Annotated in this window: 16 protein-coding genes and 1 pseudogene; 10 read left to right on the top strand and 7 right to left on the bottom strand. The window is 58.6% G+C overall.

Features of this window, described 5'->3' with window-relative positions:
* Positions 1–91: 91 nt before the first annotated feature.
* The 5 genes and pseudogenes from AC0Z8Z_RS11770 to AC0Z8Z_RS11750 form a co-directional block, all read left to right on the top strand.
* Positions 92–436 (top strand): annotated as a pseudogene (locus AC0Z8Z_RS11770) (integrase arm-type DNA-binding domain-containing protein); the annotation flags it as partial.
* 842 nt (positions 437–1278) lie between these two features.
* Complete coding sequence (locus AC0Z8Z_RS11765) at positions 1279–1782, top strand: Hcp family type VI secretion system effector (RefSeq protein WP_485619213.1); 504 nt, start codon at positions 1279–1281, stop codon at positions 1780–1782.
* A gap of 11 nt (positions 1783–1793) precedes the next feature.
* Positions 1794–2225, top strand: a complete 432-nt coding sequence (locus AC0Z8Z_RS11760; protein WP_410935800.1) for an STM2901 family protein — start codon at positions 1794–1796, stop codon at positions 2223–2225.
* A complete protein-coding gene (locus AC0Z8Z_RS11755; protein WP_485619212.1) occupies positions 2226–2642 on the top strand; it encodes a DUF1493 family protein in 417 nt (138 codons plus the stop codon).
* A gap of 121 nt (positions 2643–2763) precedes the next feature.
* Complete coding sequence (locus AC0Z8Z_RS11750; RefSeq protein ID WP_485619211.1) at positions 2764–3084, top strand: YceK/YidQ family lipoprotein; 321 nt, start codon at positions 2764–2766, stop codon at positions 3082–3084.
* A gap of 82 nt (positions 3085–3166) precedes the next feature.
* Here AC0Z8Z_RS11750 and AC0Z8Z_RS11745 read toward each other — a convergent pair whose 3' ends face one another.
* Both AC0Z8Z_RS11745 and AC0Z8Z_RS11740 read right to left on the bottom strand, forming a co-directional pair.
* On the bottom strand, positions 3167–3370 hold the full coding sequence (locus AC0Z8Z_RS11745; protein WP_485619210.1) for a DUF6021 family protein: 204 nt from the start codon (positions 3368–3370) through the stop codon (positions 3167–3169).
* A gap of 119 nt (positions 3371–3489) precedes the next feature.
* The gene (locus AC0Z8Z_RS11740) at positions 3490–6150 is read right to left on the bottom strand and encodes an autotransporter family protein (RefSeq protein WP_485619209.1); all 2661 of its coding nucleotides are present in this window, start codon (positions 6148–6150) and stop codon (positions 3490–3492) included.
* A gap of 460 nt (positions 6151–6610) precedes the next feature.
* Here AC0Z8Z_RS11740 and AC0Z8Z_RS11735 point away from each other — a divergent pair, with 460 nt between their 5' ends.
* From AC0Z8Z_RS11735 to AC0Z8Z_RS11720, 4 genes are all read left to right on the top strand, one after another.
* Positions 6611–7789 (top strand): sugar transporter, encoded by a 1179-nt coding sequence (locus AC0Z8Z_RS11735; RefSeq protein ID WP_122622763.1) that lies wholly within the window; start codon positions 6611–6613, stop codon positions 7787–7789.
* A gap of 474 nt (positions 7790–8263) precedes the next feature.
* Positions 8264–8545 carry a hypothetical protein gene (locus AC0Z8Z_RS11730; RefSeq protein ID WP_485619208.1) on the top strand — a complete coding sequence of 94 codons (282 nt, stop codon included), beginning with the start codon at positions 8264–8266 and terminating at the stop codon, positions 8543–8545.
* A gap of 187 nt (positions 8546–8732) precedes the next feature.
* Positions 8733–9581, top strand: coding sequence for an HPP family protein (locus AC0Z8Z_RS11725; protein WP_485619207.1), 849 nt, complete (start codon positions 8733–8735; stop codon positions 9579–9581).
* A gap of 103 nt (positions 9582–9684) precedes the next feature.
* Positions 9685–9957 (top strand): hypothetical protein, encoded by a 273-nt coding sequence (locus AC0Z8Z_RS11720; RefSeq protein ID WP_485619206.1) that lies wholly within the window; start codon positions 9685–9687, stop codon positions 9955–9957.
* A gap of 42 nt (positions 9958–9999) precedes the next feature.
* Here the strand turns inward: AC0Z8Z_RS11720 and AC0Z8Z_RS11715 are convergent, their stop codons facing one another.
* From AC0Z8Z_RS11715 to AC0Z8Z_RS11695, 5 genes are all read right to left on the bottom strand, one after another.
* Complete coding sequence (locus AC0Z8Z_RS11715; protein WP_485619205.1) at positions 10000–12285, bottom strand: Orn/Lys/Arg family decarboxylase; 2286 nt, start codon at positions 12283–12285, stop codon at positions 10000–10002.
* Positions 12282–13691 (bottom strand): putrescine-ornithine antiporter, encoded by a 1410-nt coding sequence (gene potE, locus AC0Z8Z_RS11710; protein WP_205484806.1) that lies wholly within the window; start codon positions 13689–13691, stop codon positions 12282–12284. The genes AC0Z8Z_RS11715 and potE overlap by 4 nt, the downstream gene beginning before the upstream one ends.
* Positions 13692–14026: 335 nt before the next feature.
* Complete coding sequence (gene ampE / locus AC0Z8Z_RS11705) at positions 14027–14863, bottom strand: regulatory signaling modulator protein AmpE (RefSeq protein WP_485619204.1); 837 nt, start codon at positions 14861–14863, stop codon at positions 14027–14029.
* Between the two features lie 15 nt (positions 14864–14878).
* Complete coding sequence (gene ampD / locus AC0Z8Z_RS11700) at positions 14879–15427, bottom strand: 1,6-anhydro-N-acetylmuramyl-L-alanine amidase AmpD (protein ID WP_485619203.1); 549 nt, start codon at positions 15425–15427, stop codon at positions 14879–14881.
* 124 nt (positions 15428–15551) lie between these two features.
* On the bottom strand, positions 15552–17792 hold the full coding sequence (locus tag AC0Z8Z_RS11695; RefSeq protein WP_485619202.1) for a DUF1631 domain-containing protein: 2241 nt from the start codon (positions 17790–17792) through the stop codon (positions 15552–15554).
* Between the two features lie 384 nt (positions 17793–18176).
* Between AC0Z8Z_RS11695 and nadC the strand changes: the two genes are divergently transcribed.
* Positions 18177–19025 (top strand): carboxylating nicotinate-nucleotide diphosphorylase, encoded by an 849-nt coding sequence (nadC, locus tag AC0Z8Z_RS11690; RefSeq protein WP_485619201.1) that lies wholly within the window; start codon positions 18177–18179, stop codon positions 19023–19025.
* Positions 19026–19282 lie beyond the last annotated feature (257 nt).

Raw genomic sequence — 19282 nt, 5'->3', positions numbered from 1 at the left:
CTGAGTTCCAGGCGCTTTGGTATCCCAGGTGGTATCCCGAGTTACCAAATGCTATTTTCAGGATACCAAAACGGTGCTGGAGGTAGCCCCCATGCCTACTAACGCAACCCGCCTCTCCGATCGCCAGCTCAAGGCAGTCAAGGCAACTGGTAAAGACTTCGTCCTCAGCGACGGCGACGGCCTGCAGCTTCGAGTACGCGCCAGCGGCTCGATGATGTGGAATTTCAATTACCGCGAGCCGTTGACCAGAAGCCGTCTTAATATGGCGCTCGGTCCATACCCCGACCTCTCGCTAGCCAACGCCCGGAAGAAAGCAGCAGAGGCGCGTGAGTTGCCCGCTTTGGGCACTGATCCCAAAACCAAGCTTGATGAGGTAAGGCAGGCCAAACTTGCTGAGACTGAACACACTTTCGTGAAGGTGGCCACTGCCTGGTTCCCGGCCTTGTTCGTTACGCGTCAGTTAACACCTCACAGGACGCGGGGGCCTGACTCGATGCGCTTACTGAGCTTGGGATCGAACCCGCCAGCGCCAGCATAAGCGGCAGGCTCATCCGATCTTCAGAAATGATAAACCGGCCGGAGCGGTATTGATCGGCTCAATAGGATCACCTGTCGAGTTGCGCTTGGGCTTCCTGCTCCTGGTCAATGCAACCTGACAATATTTGGTAGCTCCCGCCTACCGCTTTCGCTACTCGATCACAGTAAGCCAGTATTTTTGGTGAAGGGTTCTTGGCGGGGATCTCAGCCCGGGCGTCTGCTTCTTGCTCTCGACACCCAAGCTCAATCTGAGCACTACCGCCCACTGCATCCGAGACTTTTCCACAGTATATTTTTATATCGAAACAGCGGCTTGAGAGAGAGCAGGCAAGCAGCTAAGGCACAAGATCAGGGAAAGTTTGCGGTGCACAGGCGGAATCCTTTCGTTGGTGAGACCAGACAGTGCCATCATTCGGCTGGGCATTTCAATGACCAGCTTGGGACCTCACAAATGGAATGTATTACACGGACATCCCCTTGGGCGCTGCTAGAGTCGGCTGCCTTTACCCTGATAGATCACCCCAGACTTATCCGGTGCTCCGGCATCCACGACTAGCCGCAAAGAGTCCCCTTGGCTCGAATCCAAAAAGACACCCACAGATGTCTTTTTTCCTTGATGACAATGGCAATGAGCATTCAGGTGCTCTGGCATCTGTTGGAGGGTTGGCGAGGTTTGATAGCGGCGTTAAGCTTTGCCCCTGACATCAATCAAATCCGCACGATCAGTTGCAGGGAGCAGGAATGGCATTTGATACTTTTTTGTGCATAGACGGTCTTGATGGCGACTCCTCGGACTCCGAGCATAAAAACTGGATAGAGATATCCGCGTATAACCTTGCCGCTACTCAAGCGGTCTCCAGGACAGCGAGCTCGGCTGGCGGTGCCACAGTAGGCCGCGTTTATTTAAGTCACTTCAGCGTTGTAAAGCGAGTGGATATTGCAACACCTAAAATACTCGAAGCCTGCTGCGCGGGACAGCACTTCAAAAAGATAGTAATGAGCGTGCATAGAGCAGGTGGAGAAAAACAAAAATTTCTGGAGATTGTATTCGAGGAAGTTATCATAAGTGGCATCCACAGCGGAAATATTTTCGACGCTGCGGCCTCGTCATTCCCTGAAGAGGTCGTATGGTTTGATTATGCCAAAGTCAACATAGTGTACTCCCAGCAAAGCCGCATCACCGGGCTAATCACAGGGCAAATCTCTGCCGGCTGGGACCAAACCCGAAACAACACTTACGCATAAGGACGGTATAAGTGCCTAATATATATTGCTATGACGGCGATTGTGGGCTTACGGCGGATCAGTTGCTCTGGGTGATTGCCGCTGAGACGACAATGGAAGAATTTGGTCTAGACGATGTAGCATCTGCGTTGGCAATCGTTAGCGGGGCTAATGTAATTCCAACTCGGGGGAAGCCTGGGGGCGCGATTCCGAACACTTCCGTAGCGTCTGTCCTTTCCCGACGCGTGCTTAGAAAAACAAAGTTTCCTGGCGGGTATCGGGCACCAACAGTTGTTGGAATGTGGCCGCCCAGATTAAGACGAACCCCTTATCTCGCTGCATTCGTAGGGCGTGCCATACCTGTATTCGGATGGGCTTACACTGCCGCCGAGCTAGGCCTAATAGGCTACAAGACTGTCGTTACCTACAACGCTATTGTGCGCCCTGAAGATCAGGTATTTTGAATGAACAATAATGAAGTTGATTACGAACTGCTCGGCAAAATAATAGAGTGCATTCACGAAACCTTTGAATTCAGCGCAACCGCATTTAAAGATTTAAGCCTATCTACGGATATCAACCGTGATCTAGGTATTGAAGGCGACGACGCCAACGAGCTGATGCCAGAGTTTTTCCAACGGTTCTCGGTGAACATCGATAACTATGACCCTTACAGATACTTCGTGCCAGAAGGTTTTGACCTGCTCTCTTTCAGGCGTGGTAAGGAGAGACAGGGGAATATACCAATTAAGCTAGGGATGTTGTATCTGGCCGCCAAAACGCAGACTTGGGATCCGACTCTGCTGGAGCAGGTCAGCTACAGCAATATCCCTTTATACAACAGCAAGACCGACATACCGCTGCCAGGGTACGAGATATAGCGGAAAGGGTCTCTGTCGTGAATGGTATATACCTCAAACCGAAAAATTATTTGGCCACGTCGTCAGACTCTAATCCGCAATTGGATTTGCAGCCCCTAACAACCCAAAACCAGGACCGCTCATGAAGCAATGGATTGCAGCGTTCCTCATCACAACCCTATCCGGCTGCGGCACGATCATCACGCTCTACAACGCACCCAAGGCAGCCGACAATCTTGCCGGCTGGCATTCGTACTGCTCTCAGATCCCGCGCGTTTACAGCGGCTTCGCTTACGGGTATTGCACCATGGATGCGCCGGTAAGGTACGGCGTCCATGACTCGGCTCCGATCGCCGCGGCCGACATGCTGCTTTCAGGGATTGCAGACACCCTCGTCCTGCCCTACACGATTTATCAAAAGAATGAGCTCGGTGTCATCCCGGTCAAGTGCAGGCAGCGCTGATCAGAACGCCGTCAGCATTCGCCAACAGCCATAAAAAAGCCCCGCTCGAATCAGCAGGGCTTTTAGGTTCAGCGCGAGTCGATCAGACCCCGCCCTTCCCCGGCAACGGCTCGTCATTACCGCGGCGAGTGGTTGGCTCTTCCGTCACCGGATCGTTCTCGGTCCGCGCGGGCTCAGTCGGGTCTACCTGCGGATCGGAGACATCGGGCGATTCTTCATTAAACCCAAGATCCTTATCCGGATCCGTCTGCGCGCTGGTCCCTGTAAGCGAAGCGTCATTAGCCATGAATTCGATCTCCTCGTTTACGTGCGAGTTATCCGCACCATGACTATCTGAATCCCCCAAGCGCGCCAAGTGCCACGGATTAGACAGGCGGTTTCAAAATCGCCTACCCGTCCCATGGCTCACCAACTCGCACGAACGCCGATACTGCCGCTGGCCTCCGCCCGTTCATTACTGTCGAGCTGTGCGGCGTAGTCCACGGCGATGAAAAGGCTGACGCCTTGCGCCACGCCGACGACCAGCCCGACGCCGATGTCGGTGGATGACGACCTGTGTTGGCTCTTGATCCGGTCGACACCGTTGTAGGTCACGGTGTCCTTGCCAGCCAGCACATGCCAGACGTTCGCGCGCAGGTAGGGTTCGACGGGCAGGGTGTCGATCAGGTATCGGCCCTTCAGGCGCGCGCCGACTCGACTCGTCCAGTAGTCCTGCGAATCAAACGAGACGTCGGAGATGCCGTCGTTCTGGCGGTCGAGGTCGATCCGTTGATGGATAACCTGCGCTTGTGGTTCAACGACCCAGCGTTCGGAGACGGCCATCGGGTAGCCGGTTTCCAGGGACAGGCTGACGGCGTGACCGTCGGTGTCGAGCCTGATGCCTTGATCGGACCGACTGCTGCCGCCAAGACGCGTGCCCATGGCGACGGCGTCCAGGTACCACCCGCTTGGATCGACCAAGGTCCAGTAGGCGCCAAAGTGATCACCCTTGACTTTCATACGTCCGGCCTTCGTGCCCTTGAACCCTTCGGCGAATCCTTCGACGCTGCCTTGCAAGCGGATCTGGCCGACGAAGACACCCGCACGTTGCACCCGGCCGGAATCCGTTGGCGCGACAAACAGGTCGTGGCCCACCTGATAGCCCTTGGTTGACCCATCGAAATGCGGCGACGCATCGCCGGCCCAGTCCCTGCGTATATCGCTGCCATAAAGCCGCGTCCACCCGGCCGGAGCGCTGTTGGTGTCGCTGAGCAGACGCTGATCACCCTGGCGATCGTGAAAAGTGCCCAGTGCCTCACGCACCGTGATCTGCGCAGCCGGCACGAACACGGAATAGATCGGCACTTCCGGGCGATACAGCGGGATGGGCTCAGCGCCAGGGGACGCTGCTGGCAATGGCGCAGTCAGTGGCGCCGGAACGGGCGAGACAACGGCGGGCGCGGCGGAAGGCGTCACCGGCGCAGCAGGCGGTGCGACGGGAGCGAGGGTCGGTGGCTCAACGGCCGGTTCGTCCGCATCGACAGGAACGGGAGGCACTGGCTCGGGAGCGGGAACAGGAACGGGCGCAGGTATCGGTGTCGGAATAACAGGGTTCGTGACGGGCGACGATGCCGGATCAACCACCGGAGTTGCTGCAGGCGGCGCTACGCTCAGTGGGCTTCGGACGGGCGCCACCGACGAGCGCAGGAACCAGCTGTTCTCGGTCCCGGCCGTCACGCCGCCCTTGAACAACTGATAGCGGTAAGCGCCGGCCACGACGCGGTTGCCGAGCACAAAGGCATCGCTGGTGCTGGTCGCTCCATTGACGGCCTGAACCACCTCAATACCATTGTCCTGCGTCAGTCCGCCCAGCCCGTTGAGGTTGCTGATGCCCAGCTGGGTGTTGCCGCTGATTGCACCTTGGGACACTACCAGCCGGTCACTGGCCGAGCGGTCGTCACCCAGCGTTGTCTGCAACAGCAATTGACCGTTGTTACCGGCATAGTTGCCGTACACGGTGAGCGTGTCGCCCGCCACGGCGCTGTTGGCGGTCATGTCGATAAACCCGGCATTGCTCAACGTCGCGGTCTGCCCCGCGCTGTATGGGCGAATAGCGCCTTGGGTCACTTCCAGCGTACTGGAGCTGTCGATGTTGAATGTGCCGGTGTTGCTCACGCTGTCGCCAAGAAAGAGGTCGGTGTCGAGCGTGAAATGCGACTGCTCGGTGAGATCAATCGCCTCCCACCCCAGATAGCGCCCGGCCCCGGCGCTGGAGGTCTGGAACAACGTCAGTTGGTCATTACCCAGTCCGCCGTCTACGAAAGGGGTCGAACTCAGCGTGCTTTCTTTGAGGTTGCTGACTGAGGCGCGGTCATTGCCGTCGCCCATAAGCACGGAGGACTGGATCACTCCTGCCCCGTTCCACGCGAACGTGTCGTCGCCGAAGCTGGCGCGGATTTCGCCGGATACCGTCCCGCCGCTCACGCTGATGCTGTCGTTGCCGCCACTGACGCTGATGTTGCCGCCAATGCTCCCGCCCCAAACGACAATAGTGTCGCGGCCGAAACCGGTGACGAGGTTGCCGATGATCCGGCCGCCCGACATGTCGAAAAGATTGTTGTCGAGCTTCATATCGACGCGGCCAATGGTGCCGCCGCTGAGGGTCGCGACATCACCGTCTTCAAACGCCCCGACGATGGTCCCGCCGCTCATGGAGAACACGTCGCGGCTATCACCCTGCGCCAGTGACTGGAGGGTGCCCTCGCTCATGAAAAAGTTGTCGATCCCGGGACCCTGCATGAGGCTGCCGGTTATGGTCCCGGCCTCCATCACCATCACGTTAGTGCCCGCGCCCTGGTTGATGGTGCCCTGCACCCGGCCGGAGCTCATGACGATCCGGTCGGCGCCGTTGCCAAACAGGATGTTGCCCGTCACCACGCCCGTGCCGCCAGTTGGAAACGTCAGCACGTTATCGCCGGCCAGATCGACCAGGCCCGGACTGGTGCTGCTGTCGCACACATAGTTGTCATTTCCTGTCCCTGAGACCAACGTGCAAGCCGCTTCGATCGGCGTGACTGGCAACAGCATTGATACACAAGACACACGGAGAAACTGGCGGAAAAATGCCCGACCGGGCTGTTTCATCACAACGTCCTGCGGAATGACCCGCGTGCTTACATCCCTATAAAGAGCGCACTCAAGCAAGTGCGTCCAATTGTCGCCCTGACATAACAAGCGAAGGATACATACCCCAAGATGTCAAATGGCGAGGGCCTGATCGACCGGGGCTTGCTGGAAAAACGCTGCTCATTCACGTGCCCAAAGCGTTGATCAACGCCGGCCTGCGAACCCCTGAGCGCGCCCGGCCTTGGTTGTGACAACGATTACAACGGCGTAGAATCCGCAACATCTCGTCGCATCTCCCCATACTCATAATATTCAGCTGACCGCATGCACCGCCCAGGCAAAAGCCTCGAGCGGTATTCCTGCTTGTCGGCGTTTTTGTTGGGACGCGGCCAACCGAATTATTCAGGAGGCATTCGTTTTAATGAATACCACTAACGCACACACCGGAAGTTGGCTGAGCGTCATCGCGCTGGCCTTGGCAGCCTTCATCTTCAACACCACCGAATTCGTGCCGGTGGGCTTGTTGAGCGCCATCGGCCACAGCTTCGACATGACCACCGCACAGGTCGGCCTGATGCTGACGGTGTACGCGTGGATCGTCTCGCTGACCTCGCTGCCGATGATGCTGCTGACCCGCAACATCGAGCGACGCAAGTTGCTGTTGTTTGTGTTTCTGACGTTCATCGCCGCTCATGTGATGTCGAGCCTGTCATCGAGCTTCGGCATGCTGTTGGTCAGTCGCGTCGGTATTGCGGTGGCCCACGCGGTGTTCTGGTCGGTCACGGCATCGCTGGCGGTACGAGTCGCACCGGAAGGCAAGCAGGTTCAAGCCCTCGGCCTGCTGGCCACCGGCACCGCGCTGGCGATGGTGCTTGGCATTCCGCTGGGGCGCGTGCTGGGCGAAGCGCTGGGCTGGCGCGCAACATTCCTGGCGATTGCCGTGGCGTCAGGCCTGACCGTGCTGGTGCTGATGAAGTCGTTGCCGCTGCTGCCAAGCCAAAACTCGGGCTCGCTGCAAAGCCTGCCGATGCTGTTCAAGCGCCCGGCATTGATGTCGCTCTATCTGTTAACGGCTCTGGTGGTCACCGCGCAGTTCACGGCTTACAGCTACATCGAACCGTTCGCACAGCTCGTGGCGAAGATGACCGGCGACATGACCACCGTCATCCTCTTGCTGTTCGGCGGCGCCGGCATCGTCGGTTCGGTGATCTTCAGCCGCTACAACAACCGTTACCCACGTGGCCTGCTGATCACCGCGATCGGCGCCCTGGCGGCCTGTCTGATTCTGTTGCTCCCGCTGTCCGGCAACTCATCGTCGATGGGTGTGCTGAGCGTGGTCTGGGGCATGGCGATCATGTGCTTTGGTCTGGTGATGCAGTCCAAGGTGCTGGCGATGGCGCCGGATGCAACAGACGTGGCAATGGCGCTGCATTCAGGCATCTACAACATCGGTATCGGCGGTGGCGCGCTGCTCGGCAGTGTGGTGATCAGCCAGCTCGGCGTGGCCAATATCGGTCTGGTCGGCGGGATGGTAGCGATCAGCGGCCTGCTGCTGGCGTGCCTGGCGACCCATCGCTATGGCGAAACCATTCGGGCATAGAGGCGAAACCCCGAACGCAGTCTGGAAGGCGGGAGCGACCGTGAGGTCGCTCAAGCCTCCTCGCAAAACAGCTGCGTATCCGCTAGACAGCCGGCGTCTCAAAGCCGTATTCGTGGGCAAACTCACTCCCCCATGAACTGCGTTCGCCGCGCCACAGCGACCGATCCATCATTCCCATCGATAACCAACATTCCCGCGAATGCCTTCCGCTCAAAACTGATGGGCGTACCATCGCCCTCACACCCAAACACGACCGAGGGCAGGAAAATGATCGTTCATCTCCTTACTTGCTTGACGCTCGCAGCGCTCACCAGCTACGTCGTCGCCCTCAAACTCTTCGATCTGGGATCGGTCTTGATGACCGCAGACGAAGAGGACAGTCGTGTTGTGGCACCGGCCAACTAAGGCCAAGTAGCTGACACTTATCAGCACCTTTCACGCTTTCAACTTGCTGTTAGATGCGGAGCAATCGACATGACCCGAGACGTCACTTTGCACGTTAGCTTTCCCACATTCGGAAAGAACTATTACTCACAACATGTCATCGCCCGCAAGAATAGCCACGGTCTCGTTGAGGACAATCGCTTCGGCGGCTTCATGATGCCGTCGGCGGAAAACCACTTCAGCAACGAGGTGGTAGGTTTCAACGATCAGTTCCGGTTTTTGACTGACGTATTGGCCATGCACTTGCTGGAAGTTGAAGAGGCCCGACCTGCACGCCGAGCTCGACAGTCAGCTCAGTCGCGCAGCATGTAACGCAGTATTGAACAATGCCATCCATGCAGCCAGGTAACCCCGACTTTGGCGACATGGGTGGCTTTTCTTTTTGCCGCATTTGCCCCCTGTCTCCGGCGTCGTGAATCTGGCTCGGTTCACGTTTGCCTTCGTTGGCCAATGCATTGAGAATCCCGAGCACTTTTTCCCCCTTTAAAATTTGCCGATCGTGAAAAACCTCTTACGCAGTTTCATCCCCCATTCGTCTAACACTCATCCTGCCGAGTGGTGGCGCGCCGCAATTGGCGCGTGCCTGGGCATATTCGTCAGCGCTGTGTTCTGCCGCGAGTTGTACGGCATAGACATCACGCTGCACCTGCTGGGTCCGGTGGGCGCATCGGCGGTGCTGCTGTTTGCGGTGTCGACCGGCGCGCTCGCTCAGCCGTGGTCGATCCTCGGCAGTTATCTGATCGCCGCACTGGTAGCGCTGTTGTCGATCAGGCTGCTTGGCAACACCATTAACGCCGCCAGCCTGGCGGTCTGCTCGTCCATCCTGCTGATGTGCGTGTTCCGCTGCCTGCACCCGCCCGCTGCCGCGGTGGCCATCTGCATCGTCACGTCGAAGAACGAGCTGTCGCCCATGGGCCTGCACGTGCTTGGCCCGGTGATGCTCAACGCGGTATGCCTGCTGGCCGGCGCGCTCATCTACAACAACCTGACCAGGGTGCGTTACCCCAAGGCGCAGGCCAAGGAGCTGCCGGTGCTCGACCAGGTGCCGCTCAACAGCGACGGCTTCAACGCTGAAGACCTGGACAAAGCGCTAGAGGAAATGGGCGAGTTCGTCGATGTCTCTCGCGAGGACCTCGAGGAGATTCTGCACAAGACCGAAGAACACGCGCTGCGGCGCAACCGTTCCGATATCGACGCCGCTCGGATTGTGTCGCGCAGCACGCAAAGCCTGTCTCTTGAGCACTCGATGGCTGACGCGATGAAGATGCTGGCCGGGAATGACAGCAAATACCTGCCGGTACTGGACGAGGACAAGAAAGTGGTGGGCATCATCACGCTGGTCAGGTGACAGCTCGCGCCAAGCACCCACTGGCGGAAATCCGGAATCTGAGGTCTGATGCGCAAAGCTCGTACAGATAACGAGCCACATCCCTACTTCTGCGGAAACCCACATGAAACACGCCCTGCTCGCCGGCTTGCTCCTGACTGTATGTGCCCTGCCCTTCGTGGCGTATGCCAACGACGACAACAATCAGTGCCAGATGAACCTGAGCAAGGTTCGTGACGCAAAAGTCGCCAATCCCAACCTCAGCGACGCGGTCAAAAGCGATATCGACACGACCGTGCACCGCGCCGAAGCGGCCTTGGCGCGGCACAACGATGACGGTGGGCGTGAATGTGTGGCGCTGACGCAGCAGGCGCTGCAAAAGGCCCAGAGCCACTGAGCCGGAGGTGCGCCAGACGGCTCACCTCCCTCAGCACTGTAGCTATTTCAGCACCAGCATCCGATAAACCCCCGCTTCGTTTTCAATCCCATGGGTGTCGTGAGTGAACCCGGGGAATGAGCGATCGAAGCTTTCAAGCGCCCGAAGATAGGCTAGCAACGGCCCGTCCGCAGGCCCTGCGTTTTCCCCGGGCATCAACAGCGGGATGCCCGGCGGATACGGCACGATGCCCGTCGCGGCAATGCGCCCCGCGGCCTCTTCCAGGGTGACCTGCTCCACTTCGTTTTTGACCAACTTCTCGTACGCCTCCACCGGGCTGAACTCCGCCTTGGGCAATGTGCCGAACGCCTTCGACATGGCCGCCGTGGTCTTGGTCTCTTTCATCGCGGCAAAGATGTCTTCCGCCAGATCCTTCAACCCCATTCCGGCATAGCGCTGCTGATTCGCGGTGAGCAAATCGGGCAGGCAAAGCTCCAGCTCAAGGTTGGTGTCGTAGTCGCGTTTGAAGTCCAGCAACGCGTTGACCAACGTGCCCCACTTGCCCTTGGTGATGCCGATGGAAAACAGGAAAAGGATCGTGAAGTCGGTGGTCTTTTCGACGACGATGCCTTGGTGCCCCAAATAGGCACTGAGCACACAGGCTGGAATGCCAAAGTCCAGGAGGTTGCCGTCGTCACCCATGCCCGGGCTGAGGATGGACACCTTGATCGGATCGAGCATGCAGTAGCCGTCTTCGATGTCGCCGAAGCCGTGCCACACCTCGTTGGGGTGCAAGACCCAGCAATTCGGATCGGTCTTGAGCCGGACGGGATCGACTTCGTGAAACGGAATCGCCGTAGCCCCGACCTGCACTGAAGGCGGCTGCCAGCAGGAGAAAAACCAGTCATCGCGGCTCTGCATGTCAGTCTGCATGCGGGAGATAACCTGCCGGAACGCCACCGCTTCTTCGATGGATTCGTTGGTCAGAATCTGGCCACTGGGCGCTTCCATCATTGCCGAGCTGACATCGCACGACGCCATGATCGCGTAATTGGGCGAGGTCGACGCGTGCATCATGTAGGACTCGTTGAACCGCCCGTGGGGAATCGGGTTGCGGCCGTTACGGACATGAATCATCGAGGCCTGGGACAGCGCCGCAAGCAACTTGTGGGTCGACTGCGTGGCGAACACGGTGGGCTTGGACGGATCGTGATCGTCCGGGCTGCCGTGCATGGCGAAGCGGTCTTTATACAGCGGATTGAACCGCGCATAGCCGTACCAGGCTTCGTCAAAATGCAGCCGGTCAACGCTTTGCCCCAGCAACGCTTCGACGCGAGTGACGTTGTAGGTCAGGCCGTCGTAAGTAGAGTTGGTGATGATGGCATGCACGGGCGTCGGGTCGATGTGGCTTTTGACCAGCGGGTTGCTGGCGATGGCGGCTTTGACGCTCTCCGCGCTCAGGGTCTGCGGCAGGATCGGGCCGATGATGCCGAAGCGGTTGCGGGTGGGCACCAGGTAGGCCGGGATCGCGCCAGACAGCGTCATCGCGTGCTCGGCGGACTTGTGACAGTTGCGGTCGCACAGGGCGATCTGGTCCCGGGTCACGCTGGCCATCAGGATCACCCGATTGGACATCGATGAACCATTGGTCACGTAATACGTGCGGTGGGCGCCAAACACCTTCGCCGCATAGCGTTCGCCCTGGCCGATCGGGCCGCTGTGGTCGAGCAACGAGCCCAGTTCGCCGACCGAAATCGACAGGTCGGAGCGCAGCAGGTTCTCGCCAAAAAACTCGTAAAACGCGCGGCCTGCGGTGCTCTTCAGAAACGCCGTGCCGCCGGCGTGGCCCGGGGTGTGCCATGAATATTCGTAGCTGCGGGCAAACTTCAGCAGCGCGCCGAACATCGGTGGCAACACCGCCTGACGGTAGCGTTCAATGGCCGCCATGATGCGTCCGCTGAGGAAACGGCTGGTGTCTTCCGGCAACCAGATGAAGTCATCGGCGTGCTGCATGACGATCAGCGGCACGCTCGACGCCGTACTGCGATCGCTGATCAAAAAAACTGGCACCCGGGTATTGCGCTCACGCAAGGTGGTGAGCAGATCGATGCATTCCTTGTGGTCGTTACTGCTGTCCATTTCCCAACTGAGCAACACACACTGGATCGCCGGATCAGAGCTGAGAATCGACTTCGCATCGCTCAGGCTTTCGGAGGTCAGCACACTGATGGCGCGGTCTTCGACGTCGCTGATCAGCTGGATCAAGGCCCGGCCGAACACGCTGCGTTTGTCGGGCTGGCTGCTGACCAGCAGCGCCAGCATGCCGAGCAAGTGTCTGTTGTCGCTCATGGTCGAGTCTCCAGGGTGGCCAGGTTCAGGTTATTGACGGGGATCGGCTCGCCGACGATGTGCTGCGCCGCGACAGTCTGGGTCGGCACGCTGTTGTTCAGCGCTTCGAGTTTGATCAGGCGCGTGTTGACGAAGCCGAACAGCGTGTAGCCAACGATGGTTGCTACCCCGCCGAGCATCAACGCTTCAGCGCCGGAGCTGTACAGCGCCAGATAGCTGTACGCGGTCGCGATGCCGGCCACGATGTTGGTGATGAGCGCCTTTTGCGGTGGCACGTTGGAAACCTTTTGCAGGGTCATCAGTGTCGCCATCGACAGGATGTACGGCACCAGGTTGGTAACCACCGCGAGATTGACCAGTGTGTCGAACTGCTTGGCCAGGTCGGGGCTGATGGTCAACAGCGCCAGAGCGGTCTGGATCGCCAGCAGAATCAGCATGCTGATGATGGGCACCCCGTGCTTGTTGGCCTTGGCGAAGATCGGCAGGAAGTAACCGGTGTCTGCGGAGCTTTTGAATACTTGAGCCACCGTGAACTGCCAGCCCAACAGCGAGCCGACGCAGGCGAGGACCATGAGACCCATGATGATGTCGCCGATCATGGGGTTGAACATCTTGGCGAACACCAGCCCGAAGGGTGCGGTGGAAGAAACCAGTTCCGCGTTATCGACGATGCCCGCAATGACGTTGGTCGACACGATGTAAATCACTGCTGCGCCGAGGGTCCCGCCAAGCACTGCGATGGGCACGTTCTTCTCGGGGTTCTCCACCGCATCGCCGTTGGCGCACGCCGACTCCAGGCCGAGAAACGCCCACAGCGTGATCGCCACCGAAGCGCCCGCGGCTTCATACCAGGTTTTGTCATGGGGATTCCATCCTGCAGCGTAAGTGCTGCTGTCGAACCAGAACCAGCCGATTGTCGAAACCAGCACCACAGGGGCAATAACGCCCCACACGGTCACTGCACCAATCTTGCCGGTAATACTCGCGCCGCCGAAGTTGGCGAACGTGGTAATCCATAACAGAGCAATGGTCGCCAGGCCCACTTCAAGCGAACCCAACTTGATATCGAACAGCGTCTGGATATATCCCACCGCAGTAATGCTGATCGCCACATTGGCAATCAACAACGACAAGCCGTAGGTGTAGTTAGTGATGTAGTTGCCCGATTTACCGAAGGTGTATTCAGCGTAACCGCCCATGCCGCCGGTCTTGCGACTGAGCATGCCGCATCGCGCAAAGGCGTAGGCCAGAGCCAGCGAGCCGGTGGCGGTGATCAACCACGAAAGGATGGAGATGCCGCCAACCTCGGCCAGTTTGGTAGGCAGCAAGACGATGCCGGACCCCAGCATGTTGACCGCAGTCAACATCGTGAGCTGGCCGACGCTCATTTTCTTAGCGACTGACATTCCTTTGCCCTATTTGAAGGAAGTGAGAGGGTTTAGCTATAGCAAAGGAGTCTTGTTAATCAAGAAACGGCCGATCGCTAGTTGCTGGCGACAAGCCACCTTTGCTCGGGCTAGTTATATTTATAAAGGATTAATAAGATTGAAAAGAACTGTGAGTTCAGAGAGATGGCGGCGTATGCCGAAGGCAAAAGAGGATAGCGTCAAGAACCGGCGGGGTATTGATCTATGTCAATCAACGGCCAGGTCGCGGAGCGGCAACACCTCGTACTCCGGAAGGGCGCAAGGGGCCGAGCGAAACAAAGGCATGCAGGAGCCGGGTTGCCGGCTCCCGACGATCAAACGAATAACGTGATCAACGCAAAGCCGACGTACCAGACGATGGCCGAGCGGATGAGCAATTCCCACAATACGTCCAGGCTGTTGACGCCCTCGACGCCCACCACTGGCGCCGGAACCTCGCCAGCGACGCAGCCGACTTTGCTGATCAGGCACGAGGCACTGATGTTCCAGTTCAGCAGTTCGCTGAGCATCACCCGGCTGACCGCTACGAAGTTTCCGACCAGTGCGAAGCTGGCCGCCAGCAAACGCACGGGCACCCAATCAAAGGCATGCCTTGCCTGGGTCGCGCGCTCAACCACCGCTGGTGTCTTGCCGTGCTCCGAGGCCAGCGCCAGCAAGCGGTACGCCAACGCGGCAACCGGGCCGAGCACGAAATACCAGAAAATCACCGCGAAAAACCCCTGATAGATCTGCCACAGCAAATACGTTTGAGCGCCGCCCAAGAGCTGCTCTTCATTCTCGGCCTGAACCCCCAGATCACGCTCGGCAACCAGCACTGCCGCTTCCTGATCGCCCCGACGGCAAGCGTCTCGAAACGAGCCGAGGGTGGCTTTGACGTCGCCACGGCCCAGGCTGTAAATCAGCACCAGCAAATGGATCGGCAGCGCGAGCCAGCCATAGGCCACTGAGCCGACAATGACCAATATCAGGGCCAGGACCACCAAAGGCAGCACAACCGTCACCATCAGAATCCACCACGGCCGTTTGGCCGAGCGCGGGTTGGATTCCAGCCGACTCAATTGATTGAGCCATGGCCCATCGCGCTGGATACGCCGGCGCAGGGCCGAGAACTTCTCGATCCAGACCGCCAGCAGCAAAACCAGAAAACTCATCAGCTGTTCCTCATTTCAAACGTCCAGGGCGGCACGAAACCGCGCCCAGTCAAAACACGGACCCGGATCGGTCTTGCGCCCCGGCGCGATATCGCTGTGACCGCATATGCGTTGCGTCGTAATTGTCGGCCACGCCGCTTGCAGCTGGCGGGTCAGCTCGACCAACGCCTCATATTGCGCGTCGGTGAAAGGTTGATCATCAGTGCCTTCCAGCTCGATGCCAATGGAAAAATCATTGCACGTCTCGCGACCCTCGAAGACTGACACACCTGCATGCCAGGCACGATCCAGGCACGACACGAATTGCGTCACCTCGCCGTCGCGCTCAATCAGAAAGTGCGCAGACACCCGCAGCTCGGCGATGCCTTCAAAATAGGGGTGTTCTGTGACGTCCAGCCGGTTCTGGAAAAACGCCTGGACCTTGCCGGTCTTGAACTGCGCGGGTGGCAGACTGATGTTGTGGATCACCAGCAACGAGATTTCGTTTTCCGGGCGGGGATTGAAATTGGGTGAAGGGCATTGCTGCGCGCCGTGGCACCAGCCTGTGGCAGGGTCCAGATGCATGAGAAGTCCTTAGGGCGTAAAACGACAGCGCGCAGTATGCCCGCGACAGGAAAGGATGTGGATGGCGAATCTACGCGGAAGGCGCACAGATTCGCAGTCGGAAGTCGTAGGACCGATCTGGGGCTTAGCCCCTGAGCTTGCGCAAATTGCCCAGTACCGACTCCAGTGCACGGTCGAACAGCAGGGCGTCGTCGAGAACACGAATCGTGCCGCGACGGAATTCCACCGCCAGACCCATCCGGGTTTTCTCAAGCACCTTCATGCCAGTGCGATTGACGAATACGTAGCGCCCGCTCGGCTCAACGATCGCCGCCAGCTTGCAGCGCAGCTTGTGGGATTCGTCCTCGTGGATCTCGACCCAACTGCCGAGACGAAGCTTTTCGACCTGCATCAAGCCTTCGTCATCGGCAGGAAGCTGCATCGACGGTTCGTTCTGGATTTGCTCGCCCGGCCCGACCAGCACGATCTCCTCGACCACCGCCATCATCGTCGGGCCGTCAGAAGGCTGGGGCTGATCGCCTTCCGCATCGCCTTTTGGCGTCCGCGGCACATGGCTGAACGCCTGGACGTGAAGCACTTCGAGCTGGCTGAAGAATTCGCTGGTGGCAAACGGATCAAAAGCCGCACTGCTCAGGCCGTCGCGCAGGGATTTCAGCAGCCCAGGTACCACTTCAAGCAAACGCTGTCGGGCATCCGGCTCGTCATGGGGCTCGACGCTCCAGATCAAATCGTCCATTGCCTGAAGGCCTGACGCCCATTCAGCCGACTGATCGCCGTGCTTCAGGCAGGTGAGTAACAGCACCTTGCTCCACGCCTCCTGCAACAGGCGAACAACCACCTGCGGCAGCGTCTTGCCGAGCAGGCGATCGTTGAGCGCCTGCTGCACACGTTGACGCGCCAACTCTGCCAACGCGCGGCCTTGTTCAGCGTCACGGGTGCGTTGCTCGAGCAGCTCACTGCGGCGGCGCTCGTCGCTGGTGAAGGCCAGAAAATCCACCAGTAATTCCGTGAAGATCGCCGGATCATCGACGAAATCGTGGAGCAGACGCTGAACGATCTGGTCGATGCGGGCATAAAGCGAGTCGCGCTGGGTGTCATCGCGCCCACCCCAGCCGAGCGCCGCTGACGCGATTTCGTTCAGCAGCCGGCGCGCAGGGTGGCTGCCACGGCTGAAGAAACTCTTGTCGATGACCGCGACCTTGAGCATCGGAATCTGCAAACGGCCGATCAACGCGCGCAGGGAACTTGGCAGGTTGCGGTCGTCGAGAATGAATTCGAAGAGCATCGAAATGAGGTTGATAACGTCCTCATCCATCGTGCCGACGACGCGAAACTTGCCGCTTCTCGCGCTCACGCGGCTGATCAACTGCTCAAGCTGGGCGCGCAGGTCGAAATCGTCGCTGTCTTCGACTTTCGGGACGTACTGCTGCAAGTGGGACAGCAGACGCAGCAAGTCCTGGCTTGAAATCGGACGCGCTTCAGTCACCGAATCGGGGCGCGGCGTTAGATTTCCACGCACGTGCACCAGCAACTCCTGCAGCGCCGAAAACACGTCTTGCACGCTTTTATCGAGGCTCTCCGTCGCTTGAAGAATGGCGGCGTTGTCGGCGCGCACGGCTTCGCTCGAAGGCGGCACGCTGGCGATACGATCGGTGGAGCGGCGGGACGGCAATGCCTTAAGTTCCGGCAATACACCTGCGGAAATCAGCAACTGGTTGGCTTCCTCATAAAGCTGATCAGCGTTGCTCAAGGCGTATTTCTCAAACAGCTTGAGAATGATCAGCTTTACCTTGATTTCAACACCGAGGCTGCGCCCGGCCTGCAGGAAATAGTCGCACAGGAGCGTCGGCCCCAACGGATTGGTCTCGTCGGTCAACGGCTGGGGGATGAGTACGTTCAAACGCGTGGTCAGTTGACCCAGGGCGATACCGTCGCGACTCATGACCTTGACCACCATGGCATCAACCGCCACGGTGCGCTCGAGATCATCGTTATGGACCAACGCAAGCTTGTCGTAGGAGACAGGCTCGGGAATCGGGGGCTCAGAAACTTCGTACTGCCCCAGGCGCAGGAACGCTTCAAAGAATTTGTCGAGGAAATTGCGCTCGATGCTTTTACGCTTCAGGCGCAAGTCGCGCATGGCTTCGAAAAAAATGTTCTGCTCAGTGTTGTTGTGAGCACGGTCGGCCATTTCGAAAAGCGTGTCGTCAGCATTATCGAAAAGCGTCTGCAGGCTTTCCTTGAGCTGCTGCGCCGCCCGGTCACGAACCTGAAGCAAAACGACGGGCAGCCGAGCAACAGGCGAGGATCCCGAATGATCCGCACCTGCCTTCAAGGGCACCACTTTGTTACCGTCGTTCTGCATCAAGGACTCCTTCACACCGTCGACACAACTGCTCAGACAACAGTTACACCCCGCAGCGAATGAAGACTCGACTCCATTCGAACGGATCTCAAAATTTTATCCCTGGGGATGTTGCAGGCTAACGTCAACACCATGACGTCAAATACAAGGCGAAAGTATCGAGTAAAACCGGGTCGCTCGCCAGCGAACTCTTCGCCTTTATTGGAATGATAGAAGGCGGCGAAGGGACATGTGCAGCGATAGACCACGGAAATCGCAATCTGTCGCATAACCAAAGAAAAAACCGACAAAGTGCATCTAATGCATCCGACTGGACACTTGCCGTGCGTAGGTTGGTACACCCGTCTGCCATATACTCGGCGCACTTAGTCCGTGGAGCTCGTTATGCCAAACCTACGTCTTGATGCCCTCGCTGCTGAAATCGAAGCCAACGTGCGCCGCGCGTTGCTGGAGGATGTGGGCAGTGGCGACATCACCGCGCAGCTGATTCCGGCGGAGCGACTGGCGAAGGCCACGGTGATCTCCCGCGACGCAGCGGTGATTGCCGGTACAGCATGGGTCGATGGGGTTTTCCGTCAGCTTGACCCGCGAGTGGCCGTGCATTGGCAGGTCGTTGATGGTGATCGCGTGCAGCCCAATCAGGCGCTGTTCCATCTAGAAGGCCCCGCCCGCTCCTTGCTGACGGGCGAACGCAGCGCGCTCAACTTCCTGCAGCTGCTCTCAGGCGTCGCTACCCGCGCGCAGCATTACGCCGACATGGTCGCGGACACTCAGGTCAAACTGCTCGACACCCGCAAAACCCTCCCCGGCCTGAGGATGGCGCAGAAATACGCGGTCACCTGCGGCGGCTGTCATAACCACCGCATCGGCTTGTTCGACGCCTTCCTTATCAAGGAAAACCACATCGCCGCGTGTGGCGGCATTGCGGAAGCCATCACCGCCGCGCACAAAATCGCGCCGGGCAAGCCTGTGGAAATCGAAGTGGAAAGCCTCGACGAACTCAAACAAGCCCTCTATGGCGGCGCCGACATCATCATGCTTGATGAACTGAGCCTGGACGACATGCGCGAAGCCGTACGCCTCACGGCGGGTCGTGCGAAGCTGGAGGCCAGCGGGGGTGTGACTGACGCTACCCTGAGGACCATTGCTGAAACTGGGGTTGATTACATTTCTATCGGGACGCTGACCAAGGATGTGAAGGCTGTGGATTTGTCGATGCGATTGAGTACCTGAGAGCGTCCCGACGCCTTAAAGGTTGAACTGCGACGGCTGGTCGGGCTCTGCTTGTTACTACCCCATGGAGACCGTGGCGTAGATCGCCCGCAAGACGGCGGTTTTGGGCTGGGCTTTAGGTTTCGGTATTGATAGCGAAGATGAGGAAGCGACGATGACTGACGAGAAAAAACCTGTCGAACCTGAAGAAGACGTTCCCGCACATTCGACTGAAGAGGAGAAGGAGCGGTTGAAGGATTTCAATAAGGACGGGATTC

It is taken from the genome of Pseudomonas sp. 1L-C-7-B-C1 (genome assembly GCF_057291635.1).
Note: the sequence above shows the minus strand (reverse complement) of the source record. Positions and strands in the feature narration are given on the sequence as shown.